Raw genomic sequence first — 25,803 nt, 5'->3', positions numbered from 1 at the left:
CATCATGAAGGCTGGCCTGACATCTTCTGTTGCCTTGCATGCCGTTGCGGTCGCGCTGGCAGTGGTTTCGTTTTCCTCGCCGAAGGCTTTCGACGTGCAGGATTCGGAATCGTTTCCGGTCGATATCGTACCGATCGAGTCGATGACGCAAATTCAACAGGGCGAAAAGACTGCGCCCATGAAGGAAAAGTCGGCTCCCGTGCCGACAACCAAACCACAGACGGTTCCAAACGCCGAGAATTTCGGCGATCAGGATATCGATACCCAGACGCCGCCCAAACCCGACGCCAAGGCGAAACCGATCGAGGCGGCAGAAGAACCGAAGGCGCAGCCGGAGCCGGTGAAAAAGCCGGAACCCAAGCCCGATCCGAAACCGGAACAAAAGCCGGAGACAAAGCCGACGCCGGTTCCGGCGACCGAAGTACAGGCCAAGCCGGAAGAAAAGCAGGAAGTAAAGCCTGACCCGGTGGCGGAAGCCATCGAGAAACAGGCCGAAACGCCCGATGCCCAGACGCCGAAGCTGCCGGACAAGGTTCCAGCGCCTGACGCCAAGCCGAAGCCGCCGCAGGCGCAGACCGCAAAGACGCCGGACCGAAAGCCGACGGAAGAAAAGAAGCCTACGCAGAGCGCTTCCCAGACATCGCAATCGAAGAAAGACGCGATTGCCGATGAGGTTGCAGCCCTTCTCAACAAGCAGAAGGCGGCAGGCGGCGGCGCCAAGCGGTCCACCGATCAGGCATCATTGGGCGGCAAGAAGAATACGGGCGGCTCCAAGCTCAGCCAGAGCGAAATGGACGCACTGCGAGGAGCGATTTCGAAGTGCTGGAACGTGCCCGCCGGTGTGGCTGATGCGCCAGGTCTGGTCGTAACCGTCAAGATGAAACTGAACCAGGATGGCTCCATTCAGGGCGCTCCGGAAGTGACATCAGGCGGCGGCGGTGACAGTGTGGGCCGTGCTGCGGCCGAGAGCGCCAAGCGCGCTGTCGCACGCTGTGCACCGTATAATCTGCCAGTCGACAAATATGATTCATGGTCGGAAGTAATCGTCAACTTCGACCCGAGCGAAATGTTCTGACCGGGCTTCCGGTCGCCAATCAACTTACTTGCCAAGGACAAAGAGGTCCCAGAAGACATGAAAATCGGCATCATCAATACAAAGATCCGGACGGTCTTTTCGGCTTTCGCGTGTATGATTGCCGCAAGCCTTGTCTGCACCATGCCGGCGCGCGCCGTCGTGGAAATCAACATCAATAAGGGGGTGATCGAGCCGCTACCGATCGCCATCACCGATTTCCTTTCGGCCGACCAGCTCGGACCGAATATCACGTCGGTCATCGCGGCTGATCTTGAGCGTTCGGGCCTTTTCGCGCCGATCGACAAGGGCGCTTTCATCGAGAAGATTTCCAATCCTGATGCGGCTCCGCGTTTCGAGGACTGGAAGGTCATCAATGCGCAGGCGCTTGTCACGGGCCGTATCACCAAACAGCCGGATGGCCGTCTCAAGGCGGAATTCCGCCTGTGGGATACGTTCGGCGGCCAGCAGATGATCGGCCAGCAGTTCTTCACCACGCCGGACAACTGGCGCCGCGTTGCGCATATCATCGCTGACGCGATCTATGAGCGCCTGACCGGTGAAAAGGGCTATTTCGATACGCGTGTCGTTTTCGTCGATGAATCCGGCCCGGCACAGAAGCGCGTAAAGCGTCTGGCCATCATGGACCAGGACGGCGCCAATGTGCGTTACATTTCGGATGGCCGCGCCATTTCGCTGACGCCGCGTTTCTCGCCGAACCGTCAGGAAGTCACCTATATGTCGTTCGAGGGCGGTTCGCCGAAGGTGTATCTGCTGCAGCTCGAAACCGGCCAGCGTGAACTTGTCGGCAATTTCCCCGGCATGACCATCGCTCCTCGTTTTTCGCCCGATGGCCAGAAGGTCGTGATGAGCCTGCTTCAGGACGATGGCAGCGCCAACATCTATACGATGGATCTGCGCAATCGCTCGACCACGCGTCTGACCAACAGCCAGGCGATCGATACCAGCGCATCATATTCGCCAGACGGCTCGCAGATTGTTTTCTCCTCCGACCGTGGCGGACGTCCGCAGCTCTATGTCATGGGTGCTGACGGCTCCAATCCGCGCCGTATCTCGGCAGGTGACGGCAGCTACTCCACGCCGGTCTGGTCGCCGCGCGGAGACCTTATCGCCTTCACCAAGCAGTCGCAGGGCCAGTTCTCCATCGGTGTGATGAAGACCGACGGTTCGGGCGAACGCCTGTTGACCTCGGGCTTCCACAATGAGGGTCCGACCTGGGCTCCGAACGGTCGCGTGTTGATGTTCTTCCGCAAGGCGGCAGGGGCAGGCGGTCCGAAGCTTTTCACCATCGACCTGACCGGCCGCAACGAACGCCAGATCCAGACGCCGAACTATGCATCTGATCCGGCCTGGTCGCCGCTGCTCGAATAGCGCATTTCGCAAATAGTTACGGAAAGTGAAGGCGCGAAGCTCCGGTTTCGCGCCTTTTTCATGGCAAATTGCCACAATCCCTGCGGTGGAGCCGTGTTTCTGCCGCATTTTGCCCCCAAGGGCTAGAACCAGAATTGCTGCCGGAAACTGCCGGTTGCATCTGGCCGCAAGAAAATATTAACCATACTTCTTGAGCCTGTCTTAACCTCAATATGATTATTGGATGGTTACGCAGGAACATCAAATCTTAAGGAGCTCCGGCCCATGCGCCGTATCCAGTCGATTGCACGTAGCCCGATCGCTATTGCCCTTTTCATGTCGCTCGCCGTTGCCGGTTGTGCGTCCAAGAAGAACCTTCCGAACAATGCCGGTGATCTGGGTCTCGGTGCAGGCGCTGCTACGCCGGGTTCCTCGCAGGACTTCACGGTCAATGTCGGCGATCGCATCTTCTTCGATCTCGACTCGTCGCTGATCCGTGCAGACGCACAGCAGACGCTTTCGAAGCAGGCCCAGTGGCTGCAGCGTTACCCGCAGTATTCGATCACCGTCGAAGGCCATGCCGACGAACGCGGTACGCGTGAATACAACCTCGCTCTCGGCCAGCGCCGTGCGGCTGCTACCCGTGACTTCCTCGCTTCGCGTGGCGTCCCGACCAACCGTATGCGCACCATCTCCTACGGTAACGAACGTCCGGTTGCTGTTTGCGACGCCGACTCGTGCTGGTCGCAGAACCGCCGCGCTGTCACCGTTCTCAACGGTGCAGGCAGCTAATATCTGCGAACACTCTATAGTGTTACGGAAAAGCGGCTTTCGGGCCGCTTTTTTCGTTTTGGAACGATAGATTTGCCACTCCGACAAATTTTGGCCGAAGTCGCACTTGTCATAGTGAGGGTCAAAGAGCCTTCGTTTTTCGCATTGTCCAACGCAAAACCGCTTCGCACTTTTGCTGGAAATGCTCTAAAAGCGGAGCTGGTCGTGCGGCAAACCATGTTCAGCGTCCGTTCAGGCGCGGCACTCGATCATCTTGTTCATTGTGAATCAGATGGGTGAATCAGATCGGTGAATTGGCAGGGGCAAAAGGGAATGAGGAAACCAATGAGGAAAGTGACGCTGGCAATTGCCATGCTGCCGCTTTTGGCGAGTGCTCCGGTTATGGCGGCATCTGTTTCTTCGCAAGAGGGGATTCAGCTCGCGCAGGCCGGCGCTCCCGGCGGGGATCAGTTTTCGCAGCAGGTCTGCAATCTGGCGCATCAGAATGCCCAGTCCTATGCGCGGATTTTGCAGCTTCGCGACAAGATGCTGAAAATCCAGCGCGATAACGAAGCGCGTTTTCAGGCATTGGAGAAAGGCCGTGGCGGTGCGCAGAATCGCGTCAGCATAGGCTCGACGGCGATTCTCGACGAAGCCATGCGGGACGGCGGTGGCGCTGCCGGGCAAGGTGGCGGCTATCAGAGCCCCGGCCTGCAGCAGGAACTGGTGCGCAACCTGACCGGCAAGGTCGAGGATGTGGATGCCCAGATTTCGTTTACCGACAATCAGCTGCAGAAGACGCAGGAAGACAATGAATTCCGGTTTGAAGAACTGGAAAAGAAGAACGGCGTAACCTCGCCTTCTTCCGGCAGTGCGGTTCAGTCGGCTGCGGCTGCAGCCTCTCCCGGTGCCGATCTCTGTGCACAGGGCATGGGCAATCCTGCCGCAATCGCAGATGCGTTGGGCGCACGTGCCGAAGCCATGAACTTCCAGATCCTCGAAATGCAGGATCAGATGCAGAAGATGCAGGAAGCAAACGAAGGCCGCTTCCAGTTCCTGGAAACCGGAAAGCGCGCGGACGCGGGTGTTCAGCAGGGCGGTGGCGACACGTCGCTCGCTGATGCCGGTTCAAATCCGGGCAATAACGGAAACCTCGATGGCGGGGTTTCCGGAAATGCTCCGCAGGACGGCGGATACGATGCGTCCTCGCAGACTGCGGCCAGCCAGCCTTCTGGCGCCGATTCCGTGGCTATTGGTTCGAATGCGCCCGCACAGGGCGGACCGGCACGTGGCGAACCGCCGCAAACGCTCGGCTCCATCCGGTTCGACTCCAATGGCAATGTAATCGGCGAAACGCTTGACACCACACCCCGCACAGCACAGCCAGGCGTGGCACCCGGCGCGGCGGCGGGTGGTACGGCTGCAGGCGATGCGGTTGCATCCCTCCCGACTGACGATAATCCCAATTCGCTTTATCAGGCATCCTATCAATTTCTGATGTCGGGCGATTACAAGTCCGCCGAAACCGGTTTCCGCGAGCATGTGAAGCGTTATCCGGCCGATCCCAATACGGCGGAAGCGCGCTTCTGGCTCGGAGAATCGCTTTACGGTCAGGGACGTTTTCCGGAAGCCGCAACGGTTTTCATCGATACACAGCGTGATTATCCCGATTCGAAGCGCGCGCCGGAAAACATGTTCAAGCTCGGTATGACGCTTGAAAAGATGGACAATCGCGATGTCGCCTGTGCAACTTTCAAGCAGATTCCAGAACGTTACCCCAAGGCAGCGCCTGCCATATTGAAGCGCGTTGCTGATGAGCGCAGCCGCGCTAAGTGCTGATTGCGGAGTTATTTCGTGGGGCTTACCCCAAGCAATATTTTCAAACTATTCGAGCCATTCGGATTTGAGCAGGCCAGTGCCATTGTTGCCGCCGTTTCAGGCGGCAGCGATTCTCTCGGTCTGCTTTTCCTCCTTCGGGATTATTTGGCCATGCTACGGAACCCACCCCGGTTGATTGCCGTGACGGTGGACCATCGGTTGCGGGTCGAATCGAAGGACGAAGCCGAAAATGTCGGCATGCTTTGCCGACAATATGGGATCGAACACCGTATTCTGGTCTGGGACGAGACCAAGCCGACAAGCGGGCTTGCCGCAGCCGCGCGCACGGCGCGCTATCGCCTGCTGGTACAGGCGGCACGGGAAGCGGACGGGGGCTTCATCGTCACCGGTCATACGCAAGATGACCAGATCGAAACCTTTCTGATGCGCAAGGAGCGCAGTGGCCATGCCGAGGCGCGGGGCCTTGCCTCGATGTCGTCGCGCTCATGGCTGGAAGGTCTTGGGCTGGAAGGATCGGTCGAACTCGATCGCCCGCTGCTCACCGTTTCCCGGCAGGCCTTGCGCGATGAATTACGCAGCAGAGGTATCGCCTGGGTGGATGATCCCAGCAACGCAAATACGCAATATGAACGACCGCGGATTCGTCTGGGCATCGCTGCAGAGACCGACAGGCAGGTGGTTCTCGACCAGATTGCCGGGGCCGGGGCCGCGCGTGAGCGGGACAATGCGGCCTTGATCGCCGCCCTCGACGATCCGGCGTGCTTGCGCATTGATGCAAACGGAACCTTGCTCGTTGATCCTCAGCTTTACGCCGCCCTTCATGTCAACGTGAAGCCTCTGTTCTCGGGATTGCTGGCGGCAATCGCCGGTGGGCGTCGTTTCCTGCCGGGCGATAGCGAGCGGTCACGCATTGAACGGGTTCTGTCTGGGGAAGACGACAGCCATCGTCTGACGGTATTCGGTGCCTTGATCGAGCGCGGCGAGGACGGTTCACCGCATCGGTTCCGTCGTGAAAAGCGCAATCTGCCGAAACTTCATCTGGAGCTCGGTAAAACCATTGTCTGGGATGGACGATTCCGTTTTTCAAATGAAAGCGAAACGGGCTTCGATCTTGCCGCACCGGGACGGCAGGAGCTTGCCGACTTCCTGAAGTCGCAAAACATCGAAATCGAATCTCGAAAACGGGAGGCGCTGCTGGTTCTGCCGGCCCTTTATAGGGAAGGCAGGCTTTTCGCATTGCCGTTTCTGCTGGATGGAAACTTTCCGCAAGGCATTCATATCGAACGGCATTTCGCGATCTTCGATCATGTGCTGCCGGGGCATGATTTCGAACTTGCAATGGCCGTTGAAGCGCGCATTGGGCGCGGCTGCGCGGAAATGTCCTAGTGGATTGAATTGACGTTTGAATCCCGACCAACTGAAACGCTGTTTCAAACGTCGAATTCGAAAAATCCACTAGATTCATAAATTTGCTAGCGGCCTTTTGGATTCCGACATTTGTCCGACGCCAGTGACTGAGGGATGCAGATGTCGGAATCAGACCACCAGAGCAATTCCCGGGCCAACAGAATCGCTGGAACTGCTCTATCTTTTTGGTTCGACGCATTATCCCACGCATCGAAGCGGGGTAAGAAATCAGTCCAGTGAACTGATTTCCCCGCGTAGACGCTTCACACTTTTGCTGGAAATGCTCTTTTTGTAAACCAGAGTGACAAGAATCGCGGATGCGGGGCCGAACGCGCCTTGGCAAGGCCATCCTTCGATCCTATGTTAGACCGAAACATCGTTCCGTGCTCGCGGAATGGCCGTGGTATCGATTGGACCCGATATGAATCCGAACTATCGCAACTTCGCCCTCTGGGCGATCATTGCTCTTCTTTTGATCGCGCTGTTCAACCTGTTCCAAAGCCCAGGTCAGCGCTCCAATTCCCGTGAAGTTTCCTATTCGCAATTTATTGACGACGTATCTAACGGCCGCGTGAAAGCGGTCACGATCACTGGTCAGCGGATCAGCGGTACTTTTGCGGATAATGGCTCTACCTTCCAGACTTATTCGCCGGGCGATACCGGTCTTGTTTCGCGCCTTGAAAGCAAGGACGTCGCTATTACCGCACGGCCTGAAACTGACGGTTCCAGCTCGCTGATCGGCATTCTCCTGTCGTGGCTGCCGATGATCCTGATCCTCGGCGTGTGGATTTTCTTCATGCGCCAGATGCAGGGCGGCTCGCGCGGTGCGATGGGTTTCGGGAAGTCCAAGGCCAAGCTTCTGACGGAAGCGCATGGCCGTGTGACTTTCCAGGACGTCGCCGGTGTGGACGAAGCCAAGCAGGATCTTGAGGAAATCGTCGAATTCCTGCGCGATCCGCAGAAGTTCCAGCGTCTGGGCGGCAAGATTCCGCGCGGCGTGCTGCTCGTTGGCCCTCCCGGTACCGGTAAGACCCTTTTGGCGCGCTCTGTTGCGGGCGAAGCCAATGTGCCGTTCTTCACCATTTCCGGTTCTGACTTCGTTGAAATGTTCGTCGGTGTTGGCGCAAGCCGCGTCCGCGACATGTTCGAACAGGCCAAGAAGAACGCACCTTGCATCATCTTCATCGACGAAATCGACGCTGTCGGTCGTCATCGCGGCGCCGGTCTTGGCGGCGGCAATGATGAACGTGAGCAGACCCTCAACCAGTTGCTGGTCGAGATGGACGGTTTTGAAGCCAACGAATCGATCATCCTGATTGCGGCAACCAACCGCCCCGACGTTCTCGATCCTGCGCTTCTGCGTCCGGGCCGTTTCGACCGTCAGGTCGTGGTTCCGAACCCGGATATCGTCGGCCGCGAACAGATCCTTAAAGTGCATGTGCGCAATGTGCCGCTTGCACCCAATGTCGATCTCAGGGTTGTCGCACGCGGTACGCCGGGTTTCTCCGGTGCTGATCTCGCCAATCTCGTCAACGAAGCCGCCCTTATGGCCGCACGCCGCAACAAGCGTCTGGTGACCATGCAGGAATTCGAAGACGCTAAGGACAAGATCATGATGGGTGCGGAGCGCCGTTCCGCCATGACGCCGGAAGAAAAGGCCAATACGGCCTATCATGAAGCCGGTCATGCCATCGTCGCGATCAATGTGCCTGCGGCTGATCCTGTCCATAAGGCAACCATCATTCCGCGCGGTCGTGCGCTCGGCATGGTCATGCAGCTTCCGGAAGGCGACCGTTATTCGGCGACCTATACCTGGATGGTGTCGCGTCTTGCCATTATGATGGGTGGTCGCGTCGCCGAAGAGTTGAAATTCGGTAAGGAAAATATCACCTCCGGTGCTTCCTCCGATATTCAGCAGGCCACTAAGCTTGCCCGTTCGATGGTGACCCAGTGGGGTTATTCCGACAAGCTTGGTCGTGTGGCCTATGGCGACAACCAGGAAGAGGTCTTCCTTGGTCATTCCGTGTCCCGTACGCAGAATGTTTCGGAAGAAACCGCCCAGATCATCGACGCCGAAGTGCGCCGTCTGATCGACGAGGCCTATGCCGAGGCGACCCGCATCCTGACCAAGAAAAAGAAGGACTGGATTGCGCTTGCCGAAGGTCTGCTCGAATATGAAACGCTCTCCGGCGACGAGATCAAGGCACTGATTGCGGGCAACAAGCCGTCACGCGATCAGGGCAATGACACACCGTCGCGCGGTTCGGGTGTGCCGAAGGCTGGAAGCCCGCGCAAGCGCAAGGGTAGTGAGCCCGGCAGCGAACCGGGTATGGAGCCGCAGCCGCAATAAACTGCTTGAAAGCGAAAGAGAGAAAGCCGGGCCTGTCCCGGCTTTCTTGTTTCCTGACTTTATTTTGGCTTAGGCCTGCCGCAAAGGCTCGTTAAGGATTTCGGCGCATCATATTGCGCCAGCTTACGACTTTGGACGTGGGACCGTTGAACCTGCCGCCAAAGGCGAAATTGCTTTTGTGAGTGTTTTCGCGTTAAGAACAGCGAAAATCTGCTGTCTGACCGACGGCCCTTGCTCACCGATCAATTCGGGCGGCATATATTTGAAAGCATAGAGAGCGTTTCATGGCTCAGCGCAAGGCGAAACAGATGACACGGAAATATTTCGGAACCGATGGCATTCGCGGACAGGCAAACAGCTTTCCGATGACACCGGAAGTTGCCATGAAAGTCGGGATGGCTGTCGGCCACATCTTCCGCCGTAAAGGCCAGGCTTCGCGCGTGGTGATCGGCAAGGATACGCGCCGCTCGGGCTATATGCTGGAAAATGCGCTGGTGGCGGGTTTCACCGCCGCCGGCATGGATGTTTTTCTGCTTGGTCCGATCCCGACGCCCGCTGTGGCAATGCTCTGCCGCTCGCTGCGTGCCGATATCGGTGTGATGATTTCCGCCTCGCACAATCCTTTCTATGACAATGGCATCAAGCTTTTCGGCCCGGATGGATACAAGCTTTCCGACGAGATCGAGCTCAAGATCGAGGCGATGATTGATGGGGACCTGTCGTCCTACATGGCAAGCCATGGTGATGTCGGTCGCGCCAAGCGTGTTGATGGCGACATCTATCGCTATATCGAGTTCGCCAAGCGCACGCTGCCGCGCAATATCGATCTGAACGGTCTGCGCGTCGTTGTCGATTGCGCCAATGGTGCCGGTTACAAGGTTGCTCCTGCCGCTTTGTGGGAACTGGGCGCGGAAGTTATCACCATCAACAACGAGCCGAACGGCATCAACATCAATGAGGATTGCGGCTCGACGCATCCGATCGGTCTGATGAAAAAGGTCCATGAAGTGCGCGCCGATGTCGGTATCGCGCTCGATGGCGATGCAGACCGCGTGTTGCTGGTCGATGAAAATGGTACTGTCATTGATGGCGACCAGTTGATGGCCGTTATCGCCGAAAGCTGGGCTGCAACCGATCGCCTCGAAGGCGGTGGTATCGTCGCTACGATCATGTCCAATCTTGGGCTGGAGCGTTTCCTTGCCGACCGTCACTTGACGCTTGCTCGCACCAAGGTGGGCGACCGTTATGTGGTCGAGCATATGCGCGAACATGGCTTCAATGTCGGCGGCGAACAGTCCGGTCATATCGTTCTGTCCGATTTCGCGACGACGGGCGACGGTCTGATTTCGGCGCTGCAGATCCTTGCCGTTGCGCAGGAACAGGGCAGGCCGATCAGCGAGGTCTGCCGCAAGTTCGATCCGGTGCCGCAGCTTTTGAAGAATGTTCGCACCGCTGGTGGCAAGCCGCTGGAGAACAAGCGGGTAAAGAGCGCAATCGACGAAGCGACCGAGCGCCTTGGCGGTCAGGGTCGTCTGGTTATCCGTCCGTCCGGCACAGAGCCACTCATCCGCGTCATGGCGGAAGGCGATGATCGTGGTCTGGTGGAGAAGGTCGTCAATGACATTATCGACGTGATCTCGTCCGAAGGCAGCGCTGCGGCCTGAACACTGCAAAGACAATATTTGCAAGGCGCGGGCGAGACCCGCGCCTTTTTGCGTTTAATAAATTAGCAAATGTTAATGAACTTGGTAAAAAAACAAGGTTAAGTTGTATTTAACTTTTGCCGAATAGTCTCCCCCTCAAATATCCGTACCCGTCGCCTTCGGCGGCGCGATTCTCCGATGGGGCAGACATATGAAAAGTCTTACGAAAATTCTTTTTGCCGGTGTGGCGGCATCGGTTGCCCTGATGGCTGCAGGGCCCGTCGCTTTCGCGGCCGATATCATCGAACCTGTTCCTGAAGTTGTTGTCGCTCCGCCTGCCGTTGGCGGTTGGTATCTGCGCGGCGATATCGGTTACTCCAAGGCCAAGTTCAAGGACGCCGACTACGCGACCATCGATAATTGCGCGACTTGCGGCGGCGGCTCGCCGACCTTTGGCAGCAACACGCTTTATGGCGATCTGAAGGGTTCGTTCCTCGTCGGCGGTGGTGTCGGCTATCAGGTGACGGACTATTTCCGCACCGATCTAACGGTCGACTACATGACCCGTGCCAAATTCGACGGTCACACCTATGGTTCGGCCTGTAACGGCGATATCAATTGCGCTTCCGATGAGCGCAGCCGGTTCTCCGCTCTTTCCATTCTCGCCAATGCCTATGTCGATCTCGGTAACTTCGCCGGCTTCACGCCTTATATCGGCGCCGGTATCGGTGGCACGCGGGTGAAGTGGGGCGATCTGGACGATGTTCGTTATGGCGGCACGCAGGAAGGCGCGGCCAACTGGCGCTTTACCTATGCGCTCATGGCCGGTGCATCGGTCGATCTGACGCAGAACCTTAAGCTCGATGCGGGCTATCGCTATCGCCACATCAACGGTGGCAAGATGTTCGAGGGCAACCAGTGGATTGGCGACGGCCACGACAATGGCATGAATGTGCATGATGTGCGCGTCGGTCTGCGTTATATGTTTGGCGGCGCTGGTCCAGTCTATGCCCCGCAACAGGCTTCGACCATTGTAGATGGTCCCGTTTACAAATAAAAGTAGATCACAAGATGGAATAAGGCCCGGTCAACCGGGCCTTATTCATTTAGAAACATAGTAAACATATCCCTATATTTATACGATCTTAACTATGTTCATTCATACATGACGATGAATTCATAAGCGGGGATTTCATCATGTCTATGCATTGGCGTGCTTTCTGTTCGTCGGCTGCTTTGCTGGCCGGATTGTGCTTCGCAACGCAATCTTTTGCTGCCGATCTCGATATGGTTGGTTATGAGCCGGGCACCCCGGTGCAGCCAGTCGAAGTGGGATCCGGTTGGTATTTGCGCGGCGATGTCGGCTACAACCTCTCGTCCAAGGTCAAGATCCAGACAGAGACCTCTTTCTGGAATGGCTCTCAAAGCTATGATCTGGCCAAGAACGTCGTCCCCTCCATCGGTATCGGTTATCAGTTCACGGATAATCTGCGCGGCGACGTGACGCTCGGCTATTCCAAACAGAGCTTCGACGATTATGACGTCGATGTCCGTAGCTGGGACATGATGGCCAATGCCTATGTCGATCTCGGTAATTATTCTGGCTTCACGCCCTATCTCGGTGCAGGCCTCGGCTTTGCCAATGTGCGTTATTCCATCGATACGGCCTATGGCGAATACAAGACGGATGACGATTATCGTCTCGCCTGGGCGCTTATGGCGGGTGTCGGTATCGATGTGGCATCCAATATCAAGCTTGATGTTGGCTATCGTTATGGTGTTATCGAGGGTGCCGATATTGCAAGTGCGGCAGGTGCCACGATCAGCGACAAGGACATTCAGTCCCATCAATTGCGCGCCGGTGTGCGTTTCACGACCTGGTAATTGCGGCGGGCCTCACGGCCCGCTTTGCAATTCATTGCTTTAGCGGTTTCGAATTTTTCGCTTTCATGTGCGGCCCGATTCCTTACAGGTGACAGAACGCGTCGAATGCGTGTCCTGAAAAGGGGAGGTTTATGAAAGCAATTGCAGCATTTTCAGATTTCGTAGGCCGGACGTTTGCCGTCTGGGTCATTGTCTTTGCCATTCTCGGCTTTGTTCTGCCGTCCACGTTCAGCGTGTTCGCACCGTGGATCGTGGTTCTGCTCGGCATCATCATGTTCGGTATGGGCCTGACGATTTCCGGCAAGGATTTTGCGGAAGTCGCCAAAAGGCCGTTCGATGTTGCCATCGGTGTGCTGGCACAGTTCATCATCATGCCGCTTCTGGCGGTATTGCTGACACGCATCATCCCGATGTCGCCGGAAGTGGCCGCGGGCGTCATCCTGGTTGGCTGCTGCCCCGGTGGAACGGCCAGCAACGTCATGACCTATCTGTCGAAAGGCGATGTGGCATTGAGTGTGGCTTGCACAAGCGTCACCACTCTGCTGGCGCCTCTCGTGACGCCATTTTTGGTCTGGTTTTTCGCCAGCCAGTATCTGCCGGTCGATGCGATGAGCATGTTCATCAGCATCGTGAAGGTGATCCTTCTGCCTCTGGCGCTCGGCTTCATCCTGCAGAAACTGGTTCCGGGTCTGGTCAAGGCGGCGGTTCCCATGCTGCCGCTCGTTTCCGTCGTCGGAATCGTGCTGATCGTTGCAGCCGTGGTTGCGGTCAACAAGGCTGCGATCGTGCAGTCCGGCCTGCTGATCTTTGTGGTTGTGGTTCTGCACAATTGCTGCGGCCTGCTTCTTGGCTATTTCGCCGCCCGCTTTGCCGGGTTGTCGCTGGCAAAGCGCAAGGCGATCAGCATCGAGGTCGGCATGCAGAACAGCGGGCTGGGTGCGGCTCTTGCCAATGCGCATTTCTCGCCGCTGGCGGCGGTGCCGAGTGCAGTTTTCAGCGTCTGGCACAACATCTCCGGCGCGCTGATTGCAAGCTATTATGCGCGCATGGAAGAAGAGCCTGCTGAAGTGGAAACAGTTGCGCGATAAAGAAATTCTACTCGCCCGAAGCAATTCGGGCGAGTTGGATGAAAATATTCCCCGAAAGGCGTATTGATGAAAAACGCGCTTTCGGATATCCCACTCAGTGGGCCACGTCTCCCCAACGAGACGCGTGCTATCTGAGAGGATAGAAACAACATGACGACGATTGCGAAGCCGGCAGTTCGCCCGGCTAATCCTAATTTTTCATCCGGTCCCTGTGCAAAACGTCCCGGCTGGTCGCTGAATGCACTGGTCGACGCGGCACTTGGCCGTTCGCACCGCGCGAAAATCGGCAAGACCAAGCTGAAAGAAGCCATCGACCTTACCCGCGAAATCCTGCAGGTGCCTGCCGATTACCGCATCGGTATCGTGCCGGCTTCCGATACCGGCGCTGTGGAAATGGCGCTGTGGTCCATGCTCGGCGCGCGCGGCGTCGATATGGTCGCGTGGGAAAGCTTCGGTTCGGGCTGGGTCACGGATGTGACCAAGCAGCTCAGGCTGAACGATGTCCGCACTTTCGAAGCACCCTATGGCGAGATTGTCGATTTCTCGCAGGTCGATTTCGACCGCGACGTGGTCTTCACCTGGAACGGCACCACGTCGGGCGCGCGCGTCCCGAATGGTGATTTCATTCCTGCTGACCGCAAGGGTTTGACCTTCTGCGACGCCACTTCTGCGGCTTTCGCGCAGCACCTCGATTTCCCCAAGCTCGATGTCGTGACCTTCTCCTGGCAGAAGGTTCTGGGCGGCGAGGGTGCACACGGCATCCTGATCCTCAGCCCGCGTGCTGTCGAACGCCTGGAAAGCTACAAGCCGGCTTGGCCGATGCCGAAGATTTTCCGCATGACCAAGGGCGGCAAGCTGATCGAAGGCATCTTCGTCGGCGAAACCATCAACACGCCATCCATGCTCTGCGTGGAAGACTATCTTGATGCACTGAATTGGGCGAAATCGCTCGGCGGTCTCGATGCGCTGGTTGCGCGCGCCGATGCGAATTTTGCGGTTCTCGACGGCTTTGTCGCGAAGACACTGTGGATTGCCAATCTGGCTGTGAAGCCGGAAACGCGCTCCAACACGTCCATCTGTTTTACGATTGTCGATCCGGAAGTGACTGCCTTATCTGCTGACGAACAGGCCGCTTTCGCCAAGGGCATAGTAACCGCGCTCGACAAAGAGGGCGTTGCCTATGACATCGGCGCTTATCGCGATGCACCTTCGGGTCTACGCATCTGGGCTGGCGCAACGGTGGAAGCCTCCGATCTGGAAGCGCTGACGCATTGGCTGGATTGGGCTTTTGCAACGCAGAAGGCTGCGCTGAAAGCTGCTGCCTGAGCATTTTATGCATGATGCCGTGGTCCGCGTTGGGGCGGCCACGGTCCGCATCCCCCTTATGTGCTGCATTTCCTGAAGCAGATCGGTCTGCGATACTGCAGGAAATGCATGGTTTGAAAATGTTTGAAGGAGGCCTCGATGGCACCTCGCGTTCTCGTATCCGATAAGCTTTCGCCCACTGCCGTCCAGATCTTCAAGGATCGCGGCGTGGAAGTCGACTATCTGCCCGATCTGGGCAAGGACAAGGAAAAGCTTCTCGAAGTCATCGGCAATTATGACGGGCTGGCGGTTCGTTCAGCCACAAAGGTCACGGAAAAGCTGATCGCAGCCGCTAAAAACCTCAAGGTCGTCGGTCGCGCCGGCATTGGCGTCGACAATGTCGATATTCCGGCGGCATCGCGTCGCGGTATCATCGTCATGAACACGCCTTTCGGCAATTCGATCACCACCGCCGAACATGCCATTGCGCTGATGTTCGCCGTGGCACGGCAATTGCCGGAGGCAGACACCTCCACCCGCGCTGGCAAGTGGGAAAAGAACCGCTTCATGGGCGTGGAAATCACCGGAAAGACGCTGGGCGTCGTCGGCTGCGGCAATATCGGTTCGATTGTCGCCATCCGGGCCATCGGCCTGAAGATGCATGTGGTGGCCTTCGATCCGTTCCTGTCCGAATCCCGCGCGCAGGAACTGGGCGTTGAAAAGGTCGAGCTGGACGAGCTGCTTGGCCGCGCCGATTTCATCACGCTTCACACGCCGCTGACCGACAAGACCCGCAACATCATCAATGCGGAAAACCTGGCCAAGACCAAGCCCGGCGTCCGTATCGTCAATTGCGCGCGCGGCGGCCTGATCGTTGAAAAAGATCTGGTGGCAGCGCTGAAATCCGGCCATGTGGCAGGCGCCGGTATCGACGTCTACGAAACGGAACCAGCGACGGAAAACGAGCTTTTCTCGCTGCCCAATGTCGTCTGCACGCCGCATCTGGGTGCTTCGACCTCGGAAGCGCAGGAAAATGTTGCGCTTCAGGTGGCCGAGCAGATGTCGGATTACCTCGTGAAGGGCGCTGTTTCCAACGCCATCAACATGCCGTCGATCACGGCGGAAGAAGCGCCGCGCCTCAAGCCGTTCGTGAAGCTTGCCGATGTGCTCGGCGCTTTCGTCGGTCAGGTCACGGACGAGCCGATCCAGGAAGTGGAAGTGCTGTTCGATGGTTCCACAGCAACCATGAACACGCGCGCATTGCTGAGTGCGACCCTGGCCGGTCTTATCCGTCCGCAGGTTGCTGACGTCAACATGGTTTCCGCACCGATCATGGTGAAGGAACGCGGTATCATCGTTTCGGAAGTCAAGCGCGACAAATCGGGCATCTTCGACGGCTATATCAAGCTGACCGTGAAGACCACCTTGCGTGAACGTTCCATCGCCGGAACCTGCTTCTCGGACGGCAAAGCACGTTTCATCCAGATCAAGGGAATCAATCTCGACGCCGAGGTCGGTCCGCACATGCTTTACGTCACCAACAAGGACGTTCCGGGCATGATCGGCCTGCTTGGCACAATCTGCGGCAAGCACAATATCAACATCGCAAATTTCTCGCTTGGACGCGATCATCCAGGGGGCGACGCGATTGCCATGCTCTATGTGGATGAACAGATTCCACAGGCAGCACTTGACGAACTGACGGCTCAAGAGGCAATCAAGGCGGCAACACCGCTTGAGTTCAACGTCGGAGAAGTTTGAGAAAATGGTTGAAGAGATGGCACAGCCGGAATGGCGGCGCATGCACGAGCAGGATATTGCGAGCGTGACTGCGGTTGCCAATGTTGTCCATCTCGATTTCTTCGAAGATGAGGCGGTCTTCCGGGACCGCTTCAAACTCTATCCGGCAGGCTGCTTTGTGCTTGCCCGTGATAATGAAATCCTCGGCTATGGCATCAGCCATCCATGGAAGCTCGATGCTGTTCCGGCGCTCAATGCCGTTCTGGGTGAACTGCCGGACGATACCAACACCTATTACATCCACGATATCGCGCTCCTGCCCGAAGCCCGTTCCAGCGGTGCTGCCACGCGCGTGGTTGAACTGATGGCCTTGCAGGCCGAACGTGACGGCTTCGTCACCATGTCTCTCGTTGCCGTCAATGGCTCGCAGGGCTTCTGGGAGAAAAAGGGTTTCGTTGTCCGCGACCTCCCGGCGCTTGAGGAAAAGCTCAAGAGCTACTCGGATGATGCACTTTATATGGTCCGCGCCGGCTAGGTCGCAGATATTCCAATTCTGGCGGTCTGCAAATGGCGTGATTTTTCGCTTCCGGTGCTCATGTACTAAAATGTACATTCCGCTCCGGTTCTCAAATCTCACCATTTTCGCCACGCCATAAACGGAATCTCAAGCGACCTAAGCGCTCTTCTTTCCGGACGGTGTTCAAAAATCGCGAATTTCTTGCACGAAAGAGTCGCGCAATCCCGTTTCAATCTGTATAGAGACGAGGGATCAGCACCCTGTAGCCTTAACTGGCGATGACCGGGCCGCTTTGATCCTTGGATTTTCAAATAGAAGCCAAGGAGTTTCTTCAATGGCAAATGTGGTTGTCGTCGGATCGCAATGGGGCGATGAGGGCAAGGGTAAGATCGTTGACTGGCTGTCCGAACGCGCCGATGTCATCGTGCGCTACCAGGGCGGTCATAACGCAGGTCATACGCTTGTCATCGACGGCGTCAGCTACAAGCTTTCGCTGCTGCCATCCGGTCTTGTGCGCGGCAAGTTGAGTGTCATCGGCAACGGCGTCGTTGTCGATCCGCATCATTTTGTCGCCGAAGTCGAGAAGCTGCGCGCGCAGGGCATCGATATCAATCCTGACGTGCTGCGCATCGCTGAAAATGCACCGCTCATTCTCTCCATTCATCGCGAACTCGATGCCATGCGTGAAGGCTCCAATTCGGGTCTCAAGATCGGCACGACCAAGCGCGGCATTGGCCCGGCTTACGAAGACAAGGTTGGCCGTCGCGCCATCCGCGTTATCGATCTGACCGAGCCGGAAACGCTTGAGCCGAAGGTCGAACGTCTGCTGGCGCACCACAATCTGCTGCGCCGCGGCATGGGTCTTGAAGAAATCGCAGTTGAGACCATTTTGAAGGAACTGAACTCGGTTGCCGATCAGATCCTTCCTTATATCGATCAGGTCTGGCGCGTTCTCGACGAACGCCGCAAGGCGGGCGACCGTATCCTGTTCGAAGGCGCACAGGGTGCACTGCTGGACAATGACCACGGCACTTATCCGTTCGTGACGTCCTCCAACACGGTTGCTGGCCAGGCGGCCGCCGGTTCGGGCCTGGGCCCCACGGCTATCGGCTATGTGCTCGGCATCACCAAGGCCTATACGACGCGCGTTGGCGAAGGTCCTTTTCCGACCGAGCTTAACGACGAGATCGGTGAGTTCCTCGGCACCAAGGGTCATGAGTTCGGCGTGGTGACAGGACGCAAGCGTCGCTGCGGCTGGTTCGATGCCGTGATCGTGCGCCAGACGGTTCGTACTTCCGGCATCACCGGCATTGCGCTGACCAAGCTCGATGTTCTCGACGGTCTGGACGAAATCAAGATCTGCGTCGCCTATGAACTCGACGGCAAGCGCATCGACTATCTGCCGTCCTCGATGGGTGCGCAGGCGCGCGTGAAGCCGATCTATGAAACGCTGCCGGGCTGGTCGGAAACGACCGCAGGTGCGCGTTCGTGGAACGACCTCCCGGCACAGGCTGTCAAATATGTCCGTCACATCGAAGAGCTGATCGGCGCTCCGGTGGCTATGCTGTCTACCAGCCCGGAACGTGAGGACACCATCCTCGTCACTGACCCGTTCCACGACTGATTGTTTGCAGTTACAAACTGATATGTTCGGAGCAGCTTTTCCGGAAGCTGCTCCGATTTTATTTTGACCGTTGTACAAAGAACGCAATAGGCCACGCAAAGCTTCGCAACAGGGTGGGTTTCGCCACTATTTCACCGCATCATTTTGAAAGTCTTCGCTAAATCGTAGCCGGAGACTTTGCTTTCCCTTGATTATTGTGATTATTGGGACATTTATTGCATCCTGTGCTTATTGTTCATCTGGACGGGCGGAAACCGGGTAAGACGGAATGGCGGATTTTGTAGCGGTACTGAAAAAGACGATCGATGCGCAGGCGGACAAGTCGCCCGAACTGCGCCAGCGTGTTTACGCGAAAGCGCGCGCCACGATCGAGCAAAAGCTTGTTACGGCGAACGCCTCGCAGGCTGTGGCTGTCCGCCAACGCAATATTCTTGAAGATGCTATTACCGAGGTTGAAGCTTTTTACGCGCCGCCAGCTGACACGCCGGTAGAACCGGTTGGTGATGCGCTGGAAGATTTTCTGGAAGAGGCGAATCAGGATGCAGCAGCGCGCGCGCCGTCGCATGATGACGATGACGAGCCCGCATTTTCCAGCGCGCCGCGTGATGAGCGCCGCGACGGCGTTTTCAGCGACGATGACGACGCACCGGCTTTTGCCGCCGAGCGCAGCGACGACTGGAAACTGGACCGCGCCAAGGAAAAGGCTCAGGCTCGCCGCAGCGAGTATATCGAGCGCACGACCAAGAAAGAACAGCGCTCCTATAAGGGCCTGATCGCCGGTCTGATTGCAGTCCTGCTTGTCGGCGGTGCCGGTTATGCGGTCTGGGCCAACAAGGACAAGATTCAGGAACTGGCATCGAGCCTTGGGCGCAGCGATGCGCCTGCGACCGGTTCCGATAGCGAAACTCATCCCGAAGGCACGACGCCGCCGGCCGACACCAACACGGCGACGACAGGTGGCGAGCAGACGCCAGGGCAGCCGCAACAGCCTGCAGGCGAGCCGAAAATGACCCAGCGGCTGATGCCTGACGGCAGCGAAACCGATAGCGGTCCTGCCGCTGGTGCAAATGGTATCGGCGAGGGCACGTCGACTGCCGCCTCCACGCCAGCGCCTGCCGAAACGAATACGCAGACAGGTGCGCAGCCCGGACAGAACCAGACCGTAGCTGTTGGCCAGCAAGCGCTTCTTTATGAAGAACGCGGCGGCGCCGGTTCGGATTCGGTTGAGCGCGGCAATGTGGTCTGGTCCACGATCGAGGAAAGCCCGGAAGACGGCCAGCCCGCCGAACCGGCAGTGCGTGCAACCGTTACGATGCCGACCAGCAAGGTCGAGCTGAAGATGACCATCCGCAAGAATACGGACCAGTCTATCCCGGCGAGCCATCTGATCGAACTCGTGTTCACTGTGCCTGAAGGCTTCTCCGGTGGCGTGGTGGATAATGTGCAGCGTATCACCTTCAAGGATACGGAACAGGCAGCGGGTAATCCGCTGATCGCCGTGCCGTCGAAGATCGGCGACAATTTCTTCATCGTATGGCTGAACGATGCTCGTACCGCGCAGGATACCAATCTTTCGCTGATGCGCCGCCTGCAGTGGATCGATATTCCAATCTCCTATCGCAACGGTCGTCGCGCGCTTATCAGTCTTGAAAAGGGTGTGCCGGGCGAGAAAGTGTTTAACGACGTGCTCGGTACGAATTAATACCTTTCGCAAAGACGAAAAAAGGCCGCTTCAAGCGGCCTTTTTGTTTTGAAGCGATCACTATCGCACAGTGTTTATTTTTTTTCGGCGAAAGCCTTGATGGCCTTGGCCACTTCGTTCTGCGCCGCCTCTGCGCTGTCGAAACCGCCCAGTTCTACGACCTTGCGGCCTTCCGGCAATTGCTTGTAGACGCGGAAGAAGGCTTCGAGGCGCTGCTGTTCGATCTTCGGCAGATCGGTGATTTCCTTGATATTGTCATAAGTCGGATCGATGTCCGAGGTCGGGACAGCGACGATCTTGTCGTCCTGGTCGCCACCGTCGATCATCTTCAGAACCCCGATGGGGCGAACCTTGATGATCGCGCCTGGAACAATCGGTTCACGCGTGTAGATGAGCGCGTCGAGCGGATCGCCGTCGCCGGCAAGCGTGCTGGTGATGGAGCCATAATTGGCCGGATAGATCACAGGCATGGACTGGTAGCGGTCGACGACGATGTGACCGGTCTTGTCGTCGATTTCGTATTTAGTGAAGCTGCCTTGCGGGATTTCAACGGCCGTGAAGAACTCCTTCCCGTCCTGTTCCTTCTGCGGATAATCGAGGAAAGAGACATATTCGGAAGCCGACGCGGCGGTTGCAGTGGTAAGCGCAAGAGCTGCGGCGAGCAGGAGCTTTTTCATGGGATGACCTTCGGGCTTGGGTGAAACACACCCTCGTCCCTAAAGCCAATCCATTACAGTTATTTGACGGTTTTATATCGGTTGGGTGACGGTTTCAGTGAGAAACCGCCTGCGATACTCCGCCGGGCTGATGCCGATCTTCTGACGAAAATGATGGCGAAGCGTGTGGGCGCTTCCAAAGCCGACTGAAGTGGCAATGTCGTCAACACTTGCCTGTCCCTGAGAAAGGAACTCCTTGGCAGCGGCTATACGCTCCATGGTGAGCCAGTCGCCGGGTGTGGCACCGGTTGCTTCGGCAAAGCGACGCAGGAATGTGCGTGGGCTCATCCGGCATGCAGCGGCCATGCGCTCGATGGTCCATTCCGCGGCAAGATTGGCGCGTATCCTGTCCAGAACCGGGCTGATCGCGGTGCCTTCGCGCCTGGTGACCGGGCGCTCAAGGAATTGTGCCTGTCCGCCGGTGCGATGAGCGGGCATGACGAGCCGTCGTGCAACGGAATTGGCGGCAAGGGCTCCAAAATCCTGTCGTACGATTTCGATCAGGAGGTCTATTCCCGCCGCACTTCCAGCCGAAGTGAAGATGCGATCATGTTCGCGATAGAGCGATGCATCATCGACATCGATCTCGGGGTGTCTTTTGCGCAGCGCATCGGCGTAGCGCCAATGGGTGGTGGCAAAACCGCCGTCAAGCAATCCTGTCGCTGCCAGCACGAAAGCACCGGAACAGATGGAGGCAAGCCGCGCCCCACGCCGGTGGGCGCGACGCAGCCTTTTGCTGACTGCTTCTGGTACTGGAATGTCAGCGCCTTTCCAGCCTGGAACAATGATGATGTCAGCCTCGTCAATAAGGTCGGGGCTGCCGTCGGGAGTGATGACAAACCCGCCATGCGCGCGCAACGGACCATTTTCGATCGGGCAACTTGCGAAGCGATACCAGTTGGTTCCCATTTCCGGCCGCGGCAGACCAAAGATTTCGGCAACGATGCCGAATTCAAAAGTGCATAGCCGGTCATAGAGAAGGGCTACGACAAGCGGGCCTTCGAGGTCGCGTGCTGGGTTTGTCATTATCTTTACGTATATTGTCAATCGTGCCAATTGCAAGTGAATTGGCAAATGGGCGAAAATCTTACCGAAGACAAAGGAGAACGTCCGTGGATACTATTGCCAAGACCGACAGGAAATCAGCCGTGACAGCCATTTCACCAGCACCAAGTGCGCTGGCACGCGATCATTTTGCTGCCGAATTCGCATTCGAGACGGATTGCTGGGACGTGCATGATGCCTTGTCCAAGGGAGTTGATTTCGTGCTTCTCGATGTGCGCAGCCCGGCGCTTTTCGATCAAGCGCATATACCGGGTGCAATCAATCTGCCGCACGGCAAGATCATCGGGTCCAGAATGGCGGAATGGTCTCAGGAAACGATTTTCGTCACCTATTGTGCGGGACCGCATTGCAATGGTGCGGCGCGCGGCGCCTTGCGGCTCGCCAATCTCGACAGGCCAGTCAAGATCATGGCAGGCGGAATGACGGGCTGGATCGATGAGGGGTTCGAACTGGTGAAAGGCGAGCCGGATCAGTAGCCCGATCTATTCATTTTCTCACGCATTATCCTGCGCAAAACCGCTTCGCACTTTTGCTGGAAATGCTTTGAAACAATTCTGCCGCAAAATGGTCTCCCACTTTGCGGCAGTAAAGGATCAGCAGATTATCAGTTTCAGGCGTGCGCTTCCTCGACATGGTTCAGCGCCTTCTGCTGCTTGTAGGCAGCGGCTTTCACTGCGGCTTGCACCTTTTCAAAGGCGCGTACTTCGATCTGGCGCACGCGCTCACGGCTGATGCCGAACTCGCTGGAAAGGTCTTCCAGTGTCATCGGATCCTCCGACAGACGACGGGCCTCGAAAATGCGACGTTCGCGGTCGTTCAGCGTATCCATCGCCTGCTCGAGCATGGAGCGGCGGTTTTCCAGTTCGTCCTGCTCGATCAGCACCTGCTCCTGGCTGCTGCTGTCGTCGACGAGCCAGTCCTGCCATTCGCCGGATTCACCTTCCGAAGCGCGTAAAGGCGCGTTCAGCGAAGCGTCACCGGACAGGCGGCGGTTCATGGAAACCACTTCGTCTTCGCTGACCTTCAGCTTGGTTGCGATCTGCTTGACCTGATCCGGGTTAAGATCGCCATCGTCGAGCGCCTGAATCTTGCTCTTCATCTTGCGCAGATTGAAGAACAGACGCTTCTGATTGGCGGTCGTGCCCATCTTCACAAGGCTCCACGAACGCAGGATATATTCCTGGATCGAGGCCTTGATCCACCACATGGCATAAGTGGCAAGACGGAAACCGCGTTCAGGTTCGAAACGTTTGACGGCCTGCATGAGGCCGACATTGCCTTCCGAGATCACTTCACCGATCGGCAGGCCATAGCCGCGATAGCCCATGGCGATCTTGGCCACGAGACGCAGATGGCTCGTCACCAGCCTGTGGGCGGCCTTGGGGTCGGTATGTTCGTGATAACGCTTGGCCAGCATATATTCTTCCTGCGGCTCAAGCATGGGAAAACGGCGAATTTCTTCCAGATAACGGGTAAGACCGCCGTCACCTGACGTGATGCTTGGGAGATTCATCTGGGCCATAGAGCACCCTCCTTTATAATTTCAGGTTCCCGTTTGGCGAACCTGTCGCGGGGGCTGCCTCCTGCACTTCCCTCACGCGAGCCTTCATATATAGGCATGATTTTGGCGAAAACACGATCCTTTAACTCATGAAACAATCTGTCACTACAATGTGAACGTCGCCGCATGACAAAGGTTGCAAAGCGCATCTGAAATATATGGTCTTTATGGGGTGGAGAGCGGCTCTTATTCCAACCGCGCCCCGATCTTGATGATGAAACAGCCTTCTATCTACAGGCTGTCATCCGTTCGGCCAACCATGATAATTGCCAGTATTATATAGAGTGTTTCCGGAAGTTTTCCAGAAGGTGCTCCATATCTTCCGGCACGGGTGCTTCGAAACGCATCAGTTCCTCTGTGGCCGGGTGGGTGAAGGCGAGAAGCCCGGCATGCAATGCCTGCCGATGAAAGCCGCGCACTGCCACTTTCAACGGTTCCGGCAGTTTGTTGGCCTTGGTCTTGTAGGCGCTGCCATAGTCCATGTCGCCGACAAGCGGATGGCCTATATGTGCCATGTGCACGCGAATCTGGTGGGTGCGGCCTGTCTCAAGACGGCATTCGACGAGCGAGGCCAGCGCGGTTGCATCGTCTTGCGGTGCGAATTTCTCGATGGTTGAGTAGTGCGTGACGGCGTGGCGGGCATCTTCGCGTTCTTCTTTCACGACGGCCTGCTTGGTGCGGTCGCGATGCGAGCGTCCGAGATGCGCGTCGATGAAGCCCTGCGGGCGTTCGGTCATGCCCCAGACGAGTGCAAGATAGGCGCGCTCCAGATCGCCGGTGCGCCCATGGTCGGCAAATTGCTCGCTCAAATGCCGGTGGGAACGGTCATTCTTGGCCACGACCATGACGCCGCTCGTATCCTTGTCGAGGCGATGAACGATGCCAGGACGGCGGATTCCTCCGATGCCCGACAAGCTATCGCCACAATGATATATGAGGGCATTGACGAGTGTTCCCGTCCAGTTGCCGTTGCCGGGGTGAACGACAAGTCCGGCGGGCTTGTTGATCACGATGAGATCATCATCCTCGTAAAGAATATCGAGGGGAATGTTCTCAGCAATCGGTTCGGCAGGTTCAGGCTCAGGCAGCACGAGGGCGATAGTCATGCCTTCGCGCAGCTTCTGCTTGGCTTCACGGGCGGGTGCGCCGTCTATGGTCACATGGCCTTCGGCAATAAGGGACTGGACGCGGCTGCGCGAGAGTTCCGGCCCCAATGCTGCGGCCAGCCACTGGTCGAGACGCTTGCCTGTGGCATCGGAGTCGGTCGTAAGCTCTTTCACTCGTGTCTTTCCTTTATGAGAGCAGTTCTCTCTTAACGAAATCGTCAGAACTGCTCTATCTCTTGGTTTTACCGCATTTATGCGACGTCAAATGTTTCCATTTGGCTGCAAAATGCTCTATCACGCGCCACACGCCTTAACACGGCGAAGTTCGAACCGGAGTCGTTGAATGCAGGATCCACACTATCCGAGATACCAGAATCATCAGGATTCAGGCTATCAGGACTATCAGCAGGGCTATTACCCGGATGAACAGGCCGAGCCCCAGCTTGATCCAGCCATGGAACGTGTGCGCCGCAAAATGATCCGGCTTCTGGCCGTCTCCATCGGTGTCATGCTGATCGGTCTTATGGCGGTGCTTGTCGCAGTTGTCTACAAGATCAATCGCGCGCCGGAAACCCCGCCGGTTGAAGAAGCCCGTTCCGATATCCCGGGACAGGCCGCGACCGCTCCGGTAAAGCCGGAACCGCCGAAGCTGATTGAATCACAGATCAACCTGGCACCCGGCGCCCGCCTTCTTTCGCAAAGCCTTTCCGGCAACGAGCTTTCGCTGGAAACCCTGCTGCCGGACGGCGGTACGGAACTCATCATCTACGATTATCGTGAGTCCCGTATCATTGGCCGCATCAAGCTCGGCAATGTCGAGTAGAACGAATAGAACCTGATCGGGGCGGCAATATTGCCGCCCCGATTGTTTCTGCCTTCGAGGATTGCGCTTTTTCTTTTTGGCGATTATATCAGCGAGATGGCTTATGCGCCCATCGTCTAGCGGTTAGGACGGCGCCCTCTCACGGCGCAAACAGGGGTTCGATTCCCCTTGGGCGTACCAATGAACAAGCATGGCTTGGCTTTCACTTCAAATGGCACA

General features: G+C 57.1%; 21 protein-coding genes and 1 tRNA gene. 18 read left to right on the top strand and 4 right to left on the bottom strand.

Features of this window, described 5'->3' with window-relative positions:
- The first annotated feature begins 4 nt into the window (after positions 1 to 4).
- The 15 genes from CQZ93_RS11390 (at position 5) to CQZ93_RS11315 (ending at position 20,313) form a co-directional block, all read left to right on the top strand.
- Complete coding sequence (locus tag CQZ93_RS11390) at positions 5 to 1,075, top strand: cell envelope integrity TolA family protein (protein WP_105542652.1); 1,071 nt, start codon at positions 5 to 7, stop codon at positions 1,073 to 1,075.
- A 57-nt stretch (positions 1,076 to 1,132) separates the two neighbouring features.
- Positions 1,133 to 2,464, top strand: coding sequence for a Tol-Pal system beta propeller repeat protein TolB (gene tolB, locus CQZ93_RS11385; RefSeq protein WP_105542651.1), 1,332 nt, complete (start codon positions 1,133 to 1,135; stop codon positions 2,462 to 2,464).
- A gap of 264 nt (positions 2,465 to 2,728) precedes the next feature.
- Complete coding sequence (gene pal, locus CQZ93_RS11380) at positions 2,729 to 3,235, top strand: peptidoglycan-associated lipoprotein Pal (protein ID WP_010661371.1); 507 nt, start codon at positions 2,729 to 2,731, stop codon at positions 3,233 to 3,235.
- 312 nt (positions 3,236 to 3,547) lie between these two features.
- Entirely contained in the window at positions 3,548 to 5,053 is a 1,506-nt protein-coding gene (gene ybgF, locus CQZ93_RS11375; RefSeq protein WP_105542650.1) for a tol-pal system protein YbgF, read from the top strand.
- Positions 5,054 to 5,068: 15 nt separating this feature from the next.
- Entirely contained in the window at positions 5,069 to 6,439 is a 1,371-nt protein-coding gene (gene tilS / locus CQZ93_RS11370; RefSeq protein ID WP_105542649.1) for a tRNA lysidine(34) synthetase TilS, read from the top strand.
- A 442-nt stretch (positions 6,440 to 6,881) separates the two neighbouring features.
- Positions 6,882 to 8,810, top strand: coding sequence for an ATP-dependent zinc metalloprotease FtsH (ftsH, locus tag CQZ93_RS11360; RefSeq protein ID WP_105543278.1), 1,929 nt, complete (start codon positions 6,882 to 6,884; stop codon positions 8,808 to 8,810).
- Positions 8,811 to 9,118: 308 nt separating this feature from the next.
- The gene (gene glmM / locus CQZ93_RS11355) at positions 9,119 to 10,474 is read left to right on the top strand and encodes a phosphoglucosamine mutase (protein WP_105543277.1); all 1,356 of its coding nucleotides are present in this window, start codon (positions 9,119 to 9,121) and stop codon (positions 10,472 to 10,474) included.
- A gap of 190 nt (positions 10,475 to 10,664) precedes the next feature.
- On the top strand, positions 10,665 to 11,510 hold the full coding sequence (locus tag CQZ93_RS11350; RefSeq protein ID WP_105542647.1) for an outer membrane protein: 846 nt from the start codon (positions 10,665 to 10,667) through the stop codon (positions 11,508 to 11,510).
- A gap of 140 nt (positions 11,511 to 11,650) precedes the next feature.
- Positions 11,651 to 12,337 (top strand): outer membrane protein, encoded by a 687-nt coding sequence (locus tag CQZ93_RS11345; RefSeq protein ID WP_105542646.1) that lies wholly within the window; start codon positions 11,651 to 11,653, stop codon positions 12,335 to 12,337.
- Positions 12,338 to 12,468: 131 nt separating this feature from the next.
- Positions 12,469 to 13,425 carry a bile acid:sodium symporter family protein gene (locus tag CQZ93_RS11340; protein WP_105542645.1) on the top strand — a complete coding sequence of 319 codons (957 nt, stop codon included), beginning with the start codon at positions 12,469 to 12,471 and terminating at the stop codon, positions 13,423 to 13,425.
- Between the two features lie 150 nt (positions 13,426 to 13,575).
- Positions 13,576 to 14,751, top strand: a complete 1,176-nt coding sequence (locus CQZ93_RS11335) for a phosphoserine transaminase (protein ID WP_105542644.1) — start codon at positions 13,576 to 13,578, stop codon at positions 14,749 to 14,751.
- Positions 14,752 to 14,889: 138 nt separating this feature from the next.
- Complete coding sequence (serA, locus tag CQZ93_RS11330; RefSeq protein WP_105542643.1) at positions 14,890 to 16,491, top strand: phosphoglycerate dehydrogenase; 1,602 nt, start codon at positions 14,890 to 14,892, stop codon at positions 16,489 to 16,491.
- 4 nt (positions 16,492 to 16,495) lie between these two features.
- On the top strand, positions 16,496 to 17,005 hold the full coding sequence (locus CQZ93_RS11325) for a GNAT family N-acetyltransferase (protein ID WP_105542642.1): 510 nt from the start codon (positions 16,496 to 16,498) through the stop codon (positions 17,003 to 17,005).
- A gap of 316 nt (positions 17,006 to 17,321) precedes the next feature.
- Positions 17,322 to 18,611 (top strand): adenylosuccinate synthase, encoded by a 1,290-nt coding sequence (locus tag CQZ93_RS11320; protein ID WP_105542641.1) that lies wholly within the window; start codon positions 17,322 to 17,324, stop codon positions 18,609 to 18,611.
- Positions 18,612 to 18,879: 268 nt separating this feature from the next.
- A complete protein-coding gene (locus CQZ93_RS11315; RefSeq protein WP_105542640.1) occupies positions 18,880 to 20,313 on the top strand; it encodes a transcriptional regulator in 1,434 nt (477 codons plus the stop codon).
- A gap of 74 nt (positions 20,314 to 20,387) precedes the next feature.
- Here the strand turns inward: CQZ93_RS11315 and CQZ93_RS11310 are convergent, their stop codons facing one another.
- Positions 20,388 to 20,990 (bottom strand): inorganic diphosphatase, encoded by a 603-nt coding sequence (locus tag CQZ93_RS11310; protein ID WP_105542639.1) that lies wholly within the window; start codon positions 20,988 to 20,990, stop codon positions 20,388 to 20,390.
- A gap of 72 nt (positions 20,991 to 21,062) precedes the next feature.
- The gene (ftrA, locus tag CQZ93_RS11305; protein ID WP_105542638.1) at positions 21,063 to 22,055 is read right to left on the bottom strand and encodes a transcriptional regulator FtrA; all 993 of its coding nucleotides are present in this window, start codon (positions 22,053 to 22,055) and stop codon (positions 21,063 to 21,065) included.
- An 86-nt stretch (positions 22,056 to 22,141) separates the two neighbouring features.
- Here ftrA and CQZ93_RS11300 point away from each other — a divergent pair, with 86 nt between their 5' ends.
- Entirely contained in the window at positions 22,142 to 22,570 is a 429-nt protein-coding gene (locus tag CQZ93_RS11300) for a rhodanese-like domain-containing protein (RefSeq protein ID WP_105542637.1), read from the top strand.
- A 134-nt stretch (positions 22,571 to 22,704) separates the two neighbouring features.
- On the opposite strand, the gene rpoH is transcribed toward CQZ93_RS11300, so the two are convergent.
- Together rpoH and CQZ93_RS11290 are read right to left on the bottom strand one after the other, a co-directional pair.
- Positions 22,705 to 23,616 (bottom strand): RNA polymerase sigma factor RpoH, encoded by a 912-nt coding sequence (rpoH, locus tag CQZ93_RS11295; protein WP_105542636.1) that lies wholly within the window; start codon positions 23,614 to 23,616, stop codon positions 22,705 to 22,707.
- Between the two features lie 314 nt (positions 23,617 to 23,930).
- Positions 23,931 to 24,935, bottom strand: coding sequence for an RluA family pseudouridine synthase (locus CQZ93_RS11290; protein ID WP_105542635.1), 1,005 nt, complete (start codon positions 24,933 to 24,935; stop codon positions 23,931 to 23,933).
- A 169-nt stretch (positions 24,936 to 25,104) separates the two neighbouring features.
- On the opposite strand from CQZ93_RS11290, the gene CQZ93_RS11285 reads away from it, so the two are divergent.
- Complete coding sequence (locus tag CQZ93_RS11285) at positions 25,105 to 25,584, top strand: hypothetical protein (protein WP_105542634.1); 480 nt, start codon at positions 25,105 to 25,107, stop codon at positions 25,582 to 25,584.
- A gap of 105 nt (positions 25,585 to 25,689) precedes the next feature.
- A tRNA-Glu gene (locus CQZ93_RS11280) sits at positions 25,690 to 25,764 on the top strand.
- The last annotated feature ends 39 nt before the right edge of the window (positions 25,765 to 25,803 follow it).

It is taken from the genome of Ochrobactrum vermis (genome assembly GCF_002975205.1).
Lineage (GTDB): Bacteria > Pseudomonadota > Alphaproteobacteria > Rhizobiales > Rhizobiaceae > Brucella > Brucella vermis.
The sequence above is the reverse complement of the archived record's forward strand: the minus strand, read 5'-3'. Positions and strand labels throughout refer to the sequence as shown.

Excerpts from the sequence above, each read along its gene's own strand:
- CQZ93_RS11390 (WP_105542652.1), top strand. The coding sequence starts at position 5 with ATGAAGGCTGGCCTGACATCTTCTGTTGCCTTGCATGCCGTTGCGGTC.
- tolB (WP_105542651.1), top strand. The coding sequence starts at position 1,133 with ATGAAAATCGGCATCATCAATACAAAGATCCGGACGGTCTTTTCGGCT.
- pal (WP_010661371.1), top strand. The coding sequence starts at position 2,729 with ATGCGCCGTATCCAGTCGATTGCACGTAGCCCGATCGCTATTGCCCTT.
- ybgF (WP_105542650.1), top strand. The coding sequence starts at position 3,548 with ATGAGGAAACCAATGAGGAAAGTGACGCTGGCAATTGCCATGCTGCCG.
- ftsH (WP_105543278.1), top strand. The coding sequence starts at position 6,882 with ATGAATCCGAACTATCGCAACTTCGCCCTCTGGGCGATCATTGCTCTT.
- glmM (WP_105543277.1), top strand. The coding sequence starts at position 9,119 with ATGACACGGAAATATTTCGGAACCGATGGCATTCGCGGACAGGCAAAC.
- CQZ93_RS11350 (WP_105542647.1), top strand. The coding sequence starts at position 10,665 with ATGAAAAGTCTTACGAAAATTCTTTTTGCCGGTGTGGCGGCATCGGTT.
- CQZ93_RS11345 (WP_105542646.1), top strand. The coding sequence starts at position 11,651 with ATGTCTATGCATTGGCGTGCTTTCTGTTCGTCGGCTGCTTTGCTGGCC.
- CQZ93_RS11340 (WP_105542645.1), top strand. The coding sequence starts at position 12,469 with ATGAAAGCAATTGCAGCATTTTCAGATTTCGTAGGCCGGACGTTTGCC.
- CQZ93_RS11335 (WP_105542644.1), top strand. The coding sequence starts at position 13,576 with ATGACGACGATTGCGAAGCCGGCAGTTCGCCCGGCTAATCCTAATTTT.
- serA (WP_105542643.1), top strand. The coding sequence starts at position 14,890 with ATGGCACCTCGCGTTCTCGTATCCGATAAGCTTTCGCCCACTGCCGTC.
- CQZ93_RS11325 (WP_105542642.1), top strand. The coding sequence starts at position 16,496 with ATGGTTGAAGAGATGGCACAGCCGGAATGGCGGCGCATGCACGAGCAG.
- CQZ93_RS11320 (WP_105542641.1), top strand. The coding sequence starts at position 17,322 with ATGGCAAATGTGGTTGTCGTCGGATCGCAATGGGGCGATGAGGGCAAG.
- CQZ93_RS11315 (WP_105542640.1), top strand. The coding sequence starts at position 18,880 with ATGGCGGATTTTGTAGCGGTACTGAAAAAGACGATCGATGCGCAGGCG.
- CQZ93_RS11310 (WP_105542639.1), bottom strand. The coding sequence starts at position 20,990 with ATGAAAAAGCTCCTGCTCGCCGCAGCTCTTGCGCTTACCACTGCAACC.
- ftrA (WP_105542638.1), bottom strand. The coding sequence starts at position 22,055 with ATGACAAACCCAGCACGCGACCTCGAAGGCCCGCTTGTCGTAGCCCTT.
- rpoH (WP_105542636.1), bottom strand. The coding sequence starts at position 23,616 with ATGGCCCAGATGAATCTCCCAAGCATCACGTCAGGTGACGGCGGTCTT.
- CQZ93_RS11285 (WP_105542634.1), top strand. The coding sequence starts at position 25,105 with ATGCAGGATCCACACTATCCGAGATACCAGAATCATCAGGATTCAGGC.